This window comes from Clostridium gelidum (assembly GCF_019977655.1).
Lineage (GTDB): Bacteria > Bacillota > Clostridia > Clostridiales > Clostridiaceae > Clostridium > Clostridium gelidum.
In genome coordinates this window covers 5,178,912-5,191,790 of sequence record NZ_AP024849.1, presented here as the reverse complement: position 1 = coordinate 5,191,790, position 12,879 = coordinate 5,178,912, and the positions used below count along the sequence as shown (strand labels likewise).

At 30.9% G+C, this 12,879-nt stretch carries 11 protein-coding genes; 10 read left to right on the top strand and 1 reads right to left on the bottom strand.

What is annotated here, in order from left to right:
• Positions 1-46 precede the first annotated feature (46 nt).
• The 4 genes from psyc5s11_RS23935 to psyc5s11_RS23920 all read left to right on the top strand — a co-directional run bounded on the left by psyc5s11_RS23935 (position 47) and on the right by psyc5s11_RS23920 (position 6,688).
• The gene (locus tag psyc5s11_RS23935; RefSeq protein WP_224034966.1) at positions 47-832 is read left to right on the top strand and encodes a PTS mannose/fructose/sorbose transporter subunit IIC; all 786 of its coding nucleotides are present in this window, start codon (positions 47-49) and stop codon (positions 830-832) included.
• 22 nt (positions 833-854) lie between these two features.
• Complete coding sequence (manZ, locus tag psyc5s11_RS23930) at positions 855-1,676, top strand: PTS mannose transporter subunit IID (protein WP_224034965.1); 822 nt, start codon at positions 855-857, stop codon at positions 1,674-1,676.
• A 398-nt stretch (positions 1,677-2,074) separates the two neighbouring features.
• Entirely contained in the window at positions 2,075-5,974 is a 3,900-nt protein-coding gene (locus tag psyc5s11_RS23925; protein ID WP_224034964.1) for a GH32 C-terminal domain-containing protein, read from the top strand.
• Positions 5,975-6,160: 186 nt separating this feature from the next.
• Positions 6,161-6,688: a methyl-accepting chemotaxis protein gene (locus psyc5s11_RS23920; protein ID WP_311196387.1), complete on the top strand. Its 528-nt coding sequence runs from the start codon at positions 6,161-6,163 to the stop codon at positions 6,686-6,688.
• 227 nt (positions 6,689-6,915) lie between these two features.
• Here the strand turns inward: psyc5s11_RS23920 and psyc5s11_RS23915 are convergent, their stop codons facing one another.
• Positions 6,916-7,650: a hypothetical protein gene (locus psyc5s11_RS23915; protein ID WP_224034963.1), complete on the bottom strand. Its 735-nt coding sequence runs from the start codon at positions 7,648-7,650 to the stop codon at positions 6,916-6,918.
• A gap of 567 nt (positions 7,651-8,217) precedes the next feature.
• Here psyc5s11_RS23915 and psyc5s11_RS23910 point away from each other — a divergent pair.
• The 6 genes from psyc5s11_RS23910 (at position 8,218) to psyc5s11_RS23895 (ending at position 12,791) form a co-directional block, all read left to right on the top strand.
• Positions 8,218-8,436 carry a hypothetical protein gene (locus psyc5s11_RS23910; protein WP_224034962.1) on the top strand — a complete coding sequence of 73 codons (219 nt, stop codon included), beginning with the start codon at positions 8,218-8,220 and terminating at the stop codon, positions 8,434-8,436.
• Entirely contained in the window at positions 8,414-8,536 is a 123-nt protein-coding gene (locus psyc5s11_RS27965; protein ID WP_258712389.1) for a hypothetical protein, read from the top strand. Before psyc5s11_RS23910 ends, psyc5s11_RS27965 begins: the two co-directional genes overlap by 23 nt.
• A 49-nt stretch (positions 8,537-8,585) precedes the next feature.
• A complete protein-coding gene (locus psyc5s11_RS27960) occupies positions 8,586-8,711 on the top strand; it encodes a hypothetical protein (RefSeq protein ID WP_258712388.1) in 126 nt (41 codons plus the stop codon).
• The gene (locus psyc5s11_RS23905) at positions 8,708-9,214 is read left to right on the top strand and encodes a maltose acetyltransferase domain-containing protein (protein ID WP_224034961.1); all 507 of its coding nucleotides are present in this window, start codon (positions 8,708-8,710) and stop codon (positions 9,212-9,214) included. The genes psyc5s11_RS27960 and psyc5s11_RS23905 overlap by 4 nt, the downstream gene beginning before the upstream one ends.
• 380 nt (positions 9,215-9,594) lie before the next feature.
• A protein-coding gene (locus psyc5s11_RS23900; protein ID WP_375541960.1) for an IS3 family transposase occupies positions 9,595-10,943 on the top strand; the annotation gives its coding sequence in 2 pieces (ribosomal slippage) (positions 9,595-9,982 and positions 9,982-10,943; 1,350 coding nt in all).
• Between the two features lie 342 nt (positions 10,944-11,285).
• Positions 11,286-12,791, top strand: a complete 1,506-nt coding sequence (locus tag psyc5s11_RS23895; RefSeq protein ID WP_224034960.1) for a glycoside hydrolase family 32 protein — start codon at positions 11,286-11,288, stop codon at positions 12,789-12,791.
• The last annotated feature ends 88 nt before the right edge of the window (positions 12,792-12,879 follow it).

The following is a 12,879-nucleotide window of genomic DNA, read 5'->3' as shown; positions in this document are numbered from 1 at the left end:
TAAAATTAAATTTTATATAATTAAAAGAAGAAAGAGAGGAATTATAATGAACACTTTACAATTAATTTTATTAGTAATAGTTGCAGCAATTGCTGGTATGGGAAGCGTACTTGATGAAGCACAATTTCACAGACCATTAGTTGCATGTACACTAGTCGGACTTGTACTTGGAGATATTCAAACAGGAATTATATTAGGTGGAACACTTGAAATGTTAGCACTTGGGTGGATGAATGTTGGTGCAGCAATGGCACCAGATGCAGCCCTTGCAAGTGTAATTTCAACAGTACTTGTAGTAGTTGGACATCAATCAATTGGAGCAGGTATAGCAGTAGCAATTCCAATTGCAGCAGCAGGACAAGTACTTACTATATTTGTAAGAACAATAACAGTATTTTTCCAACATTTAGCTGATAAATATGCAGAGACTGGTAATACAAGAGGCATAGAAATGTGTCATTTCTTAGGATTATCACTTCAAGGAATCCGTGTAGCTGTACCAGCTGCTATAGTAGGAATGCTAGCGGGTACAGATGCTGTAAACGCAATGCTTGCAGCTATTCCACCAGTAATTACAAGAGGACTTCAAGTATCCGGTGGATTTATAGTAGTTGTAGGATATGCAATGGTAATTAACATGATGAATATTAAGTCATTAATGCCATTCTTCTTTATTGGATTCATACTAGCAGCATTTACTGGTGTTAACTTGATTGGTTTTGGAGCAATAGGTGTTATTTGCGCTATATTCCACATTCAATCAATAGCAAAAGAAAGTAAAGTAGCAGTAGCTGGTGACTCGGATGGTATTGACGATTCAGACTTAATGTAAATAAAAAAAGGAGGATATTATAATGAGTGAAAAGAAATTAGATAGAAGTGATATAGTAAGCATGTTTATTCGTTCAAATTTTCTATTAGGATCATTCAACTTTGAAAGAATGCAAGCAATAGGATTTTGTGTAACGATGATACCAGCTTTGAAGAAGTTATATAAAGGTGACGAATTAAGTGAAGCACTTAAAAGACACTTAGAATTCTTTAATACACAACCATTCATGGCTACTCCAATTATGGGTATAACAGCAGCAATGGAAGAACAAAGAGCAAATGGTGCTGATATTAGTGAAGCATCAATCAGTGGTGTTAAGATTGGTCTTATGGGACCACTTGCTGGAGTTGGAGATCCAATATTCTGGGGAACTTTAAGACCTGTACTTGCAGCACTCGGTGCTGGACTTGCACTTACTGGAAGCATTATTGGACCATTAATATTCTTCTTAGGATTTAATGCAATAAGACTTGCAACAAATTGGTATGGAATGTTCTACGGATATGAAAAAGGAACTCAATTAGTTTCTGATATGTCAGGGAATAAACTTAGATATCTTACAGAAGGATCGTCAGTACTTGGATTATTAGTTATAGGTGGTCTTGTTTCAAAATGGACAAGTATTAACATACCATTTGTTTTATCTAAATATACACAAGCTGATGGAAAAGAAGTTATTACAACTGTTCAAAGTGTATTAGATAGTTTAATGCCAGGATTAGTTCCACTTCTATTAACATTTGCATGTATGTACTTATTGAAGAAAAAAGTTAATCCATTATTAATCATATTTGGATTATTTGCAGTAGGTATATTAGGTGTTGCATGCGGAATATTACAATAATTCTTGGTGTAACCTGTAGATTATTTTAAGAAATTTACTATAAATTAATAGTCACAATTAAATAGCATGAATTGCCCAATTATAATATATTGTATATAAAAACAATATGTTATAGGGTGATTTGTGCTATATATTAATACTGTATTTTAATTAGTTATATGTGAATTTAATTAAAAAGTAAACTTTACCTAAATGAAAAGGTTTTTATATTTATAGTAAACTCATATGGAATTTTTAAGGAAACTCGACTCCTTTTAGTCGCTGAGTAAGTGATTCACATCAAATCATAGGTTAGAGTTCTCTACTTATAGAAATATAAATTTAACGTTATTAAAATAATTATATTTAAGAATCGAAAGATAAAAACTACTAAAAATAAAGATAAAAGGGGTAAAAAAATGAAAAAATTAAAGTTGAAGTTAATAGCAATAACAGTAGCTACTATGACAACAGCAGCGTTACCTTCAGTAAGTGCATCAGCAGCTTGGATGCAAAATGAAGGAAAGTGGAACTATTTAAGTGATTCAGGAGAAATGAAGACAGGTTGGATTAACGATAATGGTGCATGGTACTATTTAGATAATTCAGGAGAAATGAAGACAGGCTGGGTTAACAATAATGGTACATGGTACTATTTAAGTAATTCAGGAGCAATGAATACAGGTTGGGTTAATGATAATGGTACATGGTACAATTTAAATAATTTAGGAGCAATGAATACAGGTTGGATTAATGATAATGGCAAATGGTACTATTCAAATAATTTAGGAGAAATGAAGACAGGCTGGATTAATGACAATGGCACATGGTATTTTTCAGCTGCATCAGGAGCAATGCAAACTGGTGTAGTTCAAGTAGATGGAAAAACTTATTGTTTAGATGCTACTACAGGATCTATGAAAGTAGGAGATGTAACAATTGATGGAAAAGTTTACACTTTTGCACAAAGTGGAGAAGCGATAGGAGACAGTATACCAACATCTAAAGCATTTAATTCAGCTGGTGTTCAATTGACTGGTACTAATACTTCAGGCAAGGATACTAACGCATCAAATACAGCAGCAACATCTAGTAGTAGTAGTAGTAGTAGTAGTAGTAGTAGTAGTAGTAGTAGTAGTAGTAGTAGTAGTAGTAGTAATAGTAATAATAATAATAATAAAGATATTAATGCTGGTGTTTCAACTAATTATTTAGAAGATTATCGTGAACAATATCATTTTTCTGTTGCTAAGGCATGGGCAAATGATCCTAATGGAATGGTTTACTTCAATGGTGAATACCATTTATTTTATCAATATAACCCAGATGCGTCAGTATGGGGACCAATGCATTGGGGACATGCGGTTAGTACAGATTTAATTCATTGGACAGAACTACCTATTGCTTTAGCACCAGATGATGGTGGAACAATATTCTCAGGATCAGCAGTTGTAGATAAGGATAATACGACTGGTTTCTTTGATGGAATTGCTGGTGGAGGATTAGTTGCAATTTATACTCAAGATTATAAGGATAACGGTGCAGAAAGACAAAAACAAAGTATTGCCTATAGTAAGGATAATGGAAGAACATGGATTAAGTATGAAGGAAATCCTGTTATTGCAGCAGAAAGTGATCCATTAAATAATTCTGCATTTAGAGATCCTAAAGTATTCTATAATGAAGATGCTAAAGAATGGATGATGGTAGTTGCAGGCGGACCACTAAGATTCTTCTCATCAACAGATTTAAAGACTTGGAAAGCAGAAGGACTGCAGCCAGAAATTCAAACAGAGTGTCCAGATATATATAAATTAGAAGTTGGAGATACTGGAACATATAAATGGGTGTTAAGTGAAGGTGGAAGATATTATAGAGTTGGAGATTTTAAAGAAGTAGATGGCGTTTGGAAATTTGTTCCTGATAATGATGAACATTTACCTATGAATTTTGGTAAAGATTCATATGCTGCTCAAACTTATTATGGTACAGGTGAAAATGGTACACCAGATGGTAGAAGAATTATGATTAACTGGATGAATAATTGGGATTACTGTAATGCCATTGCCCCAATAACAAAGACATTTAACGGACAATTTACGCTACAAAATGAATTAAAATTAGCTCAAACAGATGAAGGGATTCGTTTGATACAACAACCAATAGAAGAATATAAAACCTTACGTAAAGAACCTATAACCTTTGATAATGTTACAATTTCTCCAGATCAACCTAATATTATGAGTAACTTATCTGGAAGTAAATATGAAATTGTTTCAGAGTTTACACCAAATGCAAATACAACAGAATTTGGATTTAAATTACGTGTTGGAAAAGATGCAGGTCAAGAAACAATAGTTAAGTATAATATTGCAAGTGGAAAAGTAACCCTTGATCGTACGAAATCAGGACAAGCACCAGGGAATTTCGCACAAGCATATAGTAGTAAGGTAAATAAAACAGCAGATGGTAAGATTCAATTGCATATTTTTGTAGATTCATCATCTGTAGAGGTATATGGAAATAATGGAGAGGTATGTGGTTCAGCTCAAGTTTTCCCTAATCGTTCAAGTCAAGGGATAGAAGTATATTCACTTGGTGGAGAAACAAAAGCTACAATAGCATATTACCCATTAAGTGGTATTTGGAATAATGAACTTAAGGGAACTAAAGCTGTTTTAGTATCATTAAGTGAAGGAGAACTAGGCAAAACTGTAGGGGATGAATTTTCTATTTATACAGCTACACTTCCTGAATCAGCAGAGCAAGGGGTTATATGGAAATTTTCAGATGCTGAGGTTTTAGAAATTGTAAGCCAAGATAATATAAAGACAACATTTAAGACAGTAAAAGCAGGAAGTACAACTTTAACTGCTATTTCTAAAGATGGAAATGCTGAAAAAACAGCTAATTTAAATGTTTATGGTAATGATCCAAGTGGTATTATTAAAGATTTAACTAGCTTTAGTACTAATGGGACTTGGTATGTTAAGGGTAATGCTTATGTAGGGAATGATGATGGTGATGCATTCGCAGTATCAGAACAAACCAATGAGATTGGAATGGTATCTACATTAGAGGCAGATGCAGATGTATCAGATGGAAATACTGCAGGTCTTATACTATTATCTCAAAATGCAAATCCAAAGGAAGGATCTGTAATAGCAAATATAAATAAAAATGGTGAATATAGAGTGTTTGAATTCACAGGGCTTGATGGAAATGGAAATCCAATAGTTAAGGATTTAATTTACGGTATAGTTCCAAAAACAGATGATAATATATATAAATTAAAATCAGAAGTAAATGGAAAACATATTAAGTATTGGATTGATAACGAATTAGTTTGTGATACTAATCAAGATTTTGAAACAGGAAGATTTGGATTAAATGTTTTTGGAAGAGCAACATCATTTACAAATGTAACTCTTAAGAATAATGTTCCAAGTACTCAAACAAGTATTCCTGGCTCAGGTTTAACTTTTAACAATACACCAGAGGACTTACATGTTTCTGATGATAGCTATGTGGTAGATAAAGGTAAACAAGAAAATGGTTTTGCAATATCAGATCAAAATATAGATACTGCTCAAAACACATATACTTTAGACATAGATTCTAAGATTTTAGGAGATTGGCGTAACCAAATCCCAGCAAGTGGCGATGTTGCAGGTGTTGTATTATTTGCTCAAAGCGATGATTTCTTCGCAGGCGGAGGTATTATAGCTAATGTAGGAAAGTGGGGCTCATGGAGAATGTTTGCACGGCTACCAGATGGAAGTGAGGTTGAACTTGCAGATGGTAATGTTGGTGAAACAACCTACAGAACGTACAAGCTAAAAGTAAAACTAGTAGGAAACAAAATTAGTTTCTGGATAGATGATAAACTAGTGTGTGATAATATAGAACAAAATTATTATACAACAGGGAAACTTGGATTAAATGTATGGAATGGACCATCAGAATTCAGGAATATAACTCTTAAGGAAGATTCTGTTTTAGGAGCTGGACAAACATCAACAACAACTGGAGCAGCAGTTTCAGTTGCAGCAATAGCAGGAGTGACAGCACCAGTAACAGGAGCAACTCCAGTATTAACAATAGCTGATACGACAGAATATACAGGAACGATTGCATGGAGCGGAACTTCAGGAACATTTGCTGCAAGCACACCATACACAGCAACAATAACAATAACACCAAAAGAAGGTTATACATTAATAGGCGTGCGAAAAGACTTCTTTACAGTGAATGGAGCAAAAGCAACAAATGACGCTGATTCAGGCGTTATAACAGTAGTATTCCCACAAACCAATTAAAAAGTTATCTCAAGTTAGGACAATAGATAGTTTTGTGCTAAAAACAAAACTATCTACTGTTTTTTATTAGTTTGTAAAGACTTTCGTAATATTATTTATTGGCTTATTATGGAGTTGTTTTTAAGTGCATAATGAAATGATGCCAGGTTTGAAAAAATAAAAATATTTGCTAGGAGGCAGAAAAAAGTGAAACAAAAAGAAAGTAAAGAAATATTTTTAAATGTATATGATTCTGTTTCAAAACTTTCAGCGGAAATTCAAGAAGTAGCTTCAACTTCTCAGCAATTAACTACATTTGTTGAGGGAATATCCGTCTTTAGTGGAGAAACATATAATAAGGTTTTAGATTTGGATGATATACTTCAAGTTATGGAAAATATAGCGAAGCAATCTAATCTTCTCGCACTTAACGCAGCTATAGAAGCGGCGCGAGCAGGAGATTTTGGGAGAGGTTTTAGTGTAGTTGCTAAAGAAATGGGTAAACTTGCAACTCTAAGTAAAGAATCTGTTAAAAATGTTAACACATCACTTAATTCTATGATTAAGTCTATTGAATCCATGGCTTGTCAGATATCAGAAATAAGCACTAGTATTGAAGCACAAACAACTGCAACTGAAAAAATCGCAGCAACTTCACAGGATATATTGGAGTTAATGCAACATCTTGCTGATATTTCTAGAGTTTCTTCATCAGAGGATGACTTAAATAAATAATCAAAAACACCAAAATTAAAAATTCTAGGTGGTGAGTATCTTATGTGTACACTTACAAAGAATAATAACAGTTAGATTTAAGTAAAATTAACAAATTACAAAGATCTACTAAAGGGGGAGAGGGCTTTACAATTATATTAATTCATATGATTGATTTAAAAAATATTAAATTTAAATGTATAAAAATATTGTGAAGAGAAGAAAGATGTTATAAAAAGAATATTAATTTATACATTAGTAGAATCTATCTTAAGATTTCCAGATGATAAGTTTTTTGCTATATAATTAATATGATTAATTCCTTCAAATAATGAATCTTCTAATGCTTTGCTCAATAAAGTGGATATTGCTACTAAAATCAGCATAGTAAAAACAAGGAACATAAGAGATGCATTTTTATATATGTTTGAATTGATTACAAAAGATTCTGCACTTTTTTGAGATGTTTCAAAAATCTTAACTATAAAATTTTGAGTATTTGCAATTTTCAAAGAATAAGTCTCTTGACTTATTTGAATTACTGAAGAGCTAACATTTAATTTAAGCAAATCACCTAATTTGCTTCTCTCATCTTCTGTGCTTTGTACACTTGATAAAAATTCATTTAGTAATACGGGATCTTCTTTAAATATTTCTTTTAGAATCCCTAAATTACCTGTAAGCTTTAAAGCTTCTTCATCAGCGTTTTGTAAATATATATTTCTATTGTCTAAATCAGTTTCTGAAATAGATTTATACATGTTCATATTCATTGTTTGTAGATTAACTCTAATATCCGATATTGTCTGAGAAACTTTATATGGGCCACCATATAAAGAATTTGTTCTTGAAGAGATAAAGAGTACAACAGATATCACAACTATCATGAGAAAAAGAGTAAGTCCTATAATAGATGAAAATGTTCTTTTCAATTTATTATGAATAGAATAATTTTTAATAAGTTGTTTTAATTTTATGTACATATGAAATCTCTCCTTATAATAAGAATTTTATTATGTAATAAAATTCTCTTGTTTTTAAATCAAATATTATTGTTAATTAATATTCTTACATAGATAAGATACATATAAATTAATCTATATAATTATTTTATGTAAGTTTATAAAATCATTTTCTTTAATAATTATAAAGTACATTTAGTAATTATAAAATGTATTTATCAGCTAATAATATTGTTAAATGTAGTATATTTCATATTGTTAGGCACATGAAAATAAATAACAAGTCCAAAGTTGCCATGTGTATTTGCCTTATAGCGGGCTATAGTTGAACATGCTCATGAGTATGACACTAAATGGACACGCATACTGACTTGTTATTTTTTGTTCTATACGTAAATTACAAGGCTGTGCTAAGCAGAGGGATGTTTACTAGACTCAAAGTATAAAAACTACTAAAAATAATAAGAAAAGGGGTAAAAAGATGAAAAAGTTAAAGTTAAGATTAGTATCAATAACAGTCGCAACTATGACAATAGCCACAACATCTGCAATAAGAGTGTCAGCAGCTTGGAAACAAAATCAAGGTAAATGGTACTAGATAATGGCACATGGTATAGTCTAAGTGATTCGGGAGAAATGAAGATGGGTTGGATTAATGACAATGGTAGATGGTATTTTTCAGATGTATCAGGAATAATGCAAACTGGGGTAGTTCAAGTAGATGGCAAAATTTATTCACTAGATGCTGATACAGGTGTTATGCAAGTAGGAGATGTAATAATAATTGGAAGAAATGATACCATATAAATGTGTAAAATGTGGAATAACAGAAAATATACCTAAGGAGGTTGTAGAATACTTTGATGAGATGGATCAAAGTAATATAGATGAACTGCCTTGTTTCTAGTGTGAAAAATGTGGCGGAATTATGAGACCTAAAGAATACAATGGGATATATGGGAAAAATTATAAGATATAATAAGAAAACCATAGAGAAACTTTGTGGTGGATTTTCTATTGATGCTTATTTATCAGATATAACAAGAAAACATAAAGATATTGAAAGGTGGAGAAAAAAATGAATCAAAAAAATAGAATGTTGGCGGGTCTGCCATATACATGGCTAGATGGACTTAGTGGAGAAAGGGTGGAAAATAAGTTAAAAATATATGAATATAATTTACTTCGTCCAAATGAAACAGAAAAAATGAATAAGCTTATTAAAGATATACTTGGAAAAACGGATAATAATGTTTTTATAGAGCAACCATTTCATTGTGATTATGGTAAAAATATTGAAGTTGGAAACAACTTTTTTGCAAACTATAATTGCACTATTTTAGATGTTGGAAAGGTAACCATAGGAAATAATGTTTGGCTTGGTGGAAATGTTGTTGTAAATCCTGGAGTTAACATTGGAAATAATGTTGTTGTTGGTTCAGGAAGTGTTGTTACCAAAGATATTCCGGATAATGTGATAGCAGTAGGAAATCCATGCAAGGTCATTCGTGAAATTACAGAAGAAGACCGTAAGTATTATTATAAAAACTACGAGTTTGATGTTGATGATTACACTTTAACATAGCATAAATAAAAAAAATACGTTTTGTGTGTGTATAATTTGTAACATAAGGCACATAAAAGAAAATGACAATATATAGTATTATACTCACTTGCTATTTTTCGAATGTGCCTTATAAGAATTTTCATATTTGCATTTATATAAGTTTAAATAATGATTTTACAATTAGGAATTCTAAAGTTCTAATAAAAGAATTTTAAAACTTTAGAATTTTAGAATTTGCTTGTAAAATGCGGGTTAAGATATATGTGAAGACTTTATTGCAACATATATAGAATACAGGATTAAATAATAAAATGTACCCTATAAGATAGACAGTAAATAAAATATCTATCTTATAGGGTTTTTATGTATAATAAAACAAAGAGATAGGAGTAGATTTTATGAGTAATAAGTTATTTACAAAAGAAGAAATAGAATTGATATCTAGAAATAAATATGTAAAAAATGTTAGTGAAAGATCAATTACATATACAGATGAATTCAGACGAATTTTTATATCAGAATACGAAAAAGGAAAGTTTCCACGAAAGATATTTGAAGAATCTGATTTCGTGATAAGTATCTTAGAGATTGGACGAATTGAATCGATAAGTAAAAAATGGCGTGCTGCCTATAAGGAAAACGGTATACATGGTTTAGATGATACAAGAAAAGGCAAAGCTGGGCGACCTCGTGATAAGGAACTTTCTATAGACGAAAAATATGAACGTCTTAAAGTACAAACTACTCTACTGAAAGCTGAGAATGAATTATTAAAAAAACTCGATTTGATAGAAAGGAGAGTGATAAAACGAAAATAGGTTCATTAACAAAAGAAAATTTCATTCTTATTAAATCAGTAATTAAAAAATATAAATTAAAGAATATGACAAGCTATTTATGCACATTAGCTGGTGTATCACGTTCTGGATATTATAATTATTTTTCAGCAAAATCCGAATGCTTGCGCAGCAAGCGCAACGATAATGATTTGGAAGTTAAAGATATAATTTTAAAGGCATTCAACTTCAAAAAACATAAAAAAGGTGCAAGACAAATAAAGATGGTATTGAAATCTCAATATGGAGTTGTATATAATCTAAAACGTATTCGCAGACTTATGAAAAAATATGACATAGTTTGTCCTTATAGAAAAGCAAATCCATATAGACGAATGGTAAAAGCAACTAAAGAACATAAAGTCTTACCTAATGTGCTTAATAGGAATTTCAAACAGAATACCCCTGGCAAAGTATTGCTTACGGATATTACCTATTTGTTCTATAAAAATAAAAGCAAAAAGGCTTATTTGTCGACCATTAAAGATGCATCAACTAATGAAATAATGGCTTATAATGTATCTGATAGTCTCACATTAGATATAGTTATCGATACTATCACCAATCTTAAGAAATCAAAAAGTGTAAAATTTCATCCTGAAGCTTTCATTCATTCAGATCAAGGATCACACTACACAAGTCCTAAATTTCAGAAGTTAGTAAAAGAATGTGGGTTTGGTCAATCTATGTCTAGACGAGGAAACTGTTGGGACAACGCCCCGCAGGAATCATTCTTTGGGCATTTCAAAGATGAAGTAAACATAAAACAATGCCAAACATTAGAAGACCTAAAAAATGAGATAGACCAGTACATGATTTATTATAACAACTATAGATATCAATGGAATTTAAAAAGGATGACTCCTGTTGAATACAGAAATCATCTCATTGATTCTACACAGTATTTTTAACAATGTCCTTTACAAAGGGTACATTTTATAAAATATTACTGTATATTATTTAATTAAGAAAGATAAAAAATTATACAAAAACTTTTTATATATAGTATTGACACAAATTATAAACATATGTTAAAATAATTTCAATGAAAACGATATTTTTTTTGAAGATGTCGTGTAACGTTTCACCGGAAGGAATATTTTTAGATATATATGTTGTAAAAGTTAATCTACATTAAAATATAACATGGTAGATGAATTTTAGGAAGAATTATTAGTTCAACATATATAATATAAAAATATATTTTTTTAAATATTGTGTAACGTTTCACGGAAAGGGGATACAGAATTAAAATGAAGCAATTAGATAGTGTATTAGAAGAACTACAAGATTCAAAAGTAAAAAGTAAGCAATTAGAAGAAGCTCTAGAATTTATTAAAAATAATAAATATACAATAAAAAAAGAAAATAAACCCAAATATCATGTAATAGGAGATATTGGTTGGATAAATGATCCTAATGGATTTTCATGCTATAAAGGAGAATACCACTTATTCTATCAATATTATCCATATGATATAAAATGGGGTCCTATGCATTGGGGACATGCAACAACAAAAGATTTTATTAAATGGACACCTAAACCAGTGGCGTTAGCACCAGATGAGAGCTATGATGAAAACGGTTGTTTCTCCGGAAGTGCAATACAAGTAGGGGATAAACATGTATTAATGTATACTGCCCATCTTGATCCGGATAAAGAAAACCCACAATCTATACGTCAGACTCAATGTATTGCAATTGGAGATGGTAAAAGATATGTGAAGGTTGAGGAAAATCCAGTTATTAAAACTGAACAGATTATATCAAAAAGTAATTTATCAGATTTTCGGGATCCTAAGATATGGGAAAAAGATGGTCATTTCTATGTAGTAGTGGGTAGTAGACATGAAGATGGAAGTGGACAAATATTATTATATAAATCTGAAAATCTAGTTGATTGGAGTTTTGTTGGGGTTATGTGCAGAAGTGAAAATAAGTTAGGAAGAATGTGGGAATGCCCAGATTTATTTGAACTTGATGAATATGATGTTTTGTTAACATCACCACAAGAAATGAAGCCAGAAGTTCATAGATTTCAGAATGTATTTGGAACAATCTGCATGATTGGAAAAGTAAATTATGAAACAGGAGAATATACGTATGATATATGTGATGAAATTGATGGAGGGTTAGATTTTTATGCACCTCAAACATTAATTACACCAGATAATAGAAGAATAATGATAGCATGGATGCAGTCTTGGGAACGAAATATACCATCTGATAAATTTGGTTTCACTGGCATGATGACAATACCTAGAGAATTAACTGTTAAAAATAATAAATTAATTCAAAATCCTGTACGTGAAATAGAGAATTATAGAAGTAATAAAATTGAGTATAAAAATGTAAAAATTGATGGGGATGTTAGATTAGATAACATTGAAGGTAATTGCATTGATTTAATAATTGAAATTCCAAAAGTTGATTATATGACTTTTGAAATTAAATTGTTCAAAAATGAAGAATTTGAAACTGTTTTATCTTATAACGCAAAAGAAAAAGTACTAACCTTTGATAGAAGTAATAGTGGCAGTGGAATAAATGCTCTAAACAAAACAACTACTAAGATTGAATCTGGAAATGATGAAATTAAGTTAAGATTGCTAATAGACTTGTACTCAGTTGAGGTATTTGTTAATGATGGTGAATATACAATGACATCTACAGTTTATTCTCCGGAAAATGCTCAAGAAATTTCCTTTTATTCTGACAAACAAATTTGTGTGAATATAGAAAAGTGGAATATTGAGTAAAACATATAAAGGAATGATTTTAGTTATTATAGATGTAATATCGGCTTTAGAATAAGCACTAGAATTTAAGGAATCATATAAAGAATAG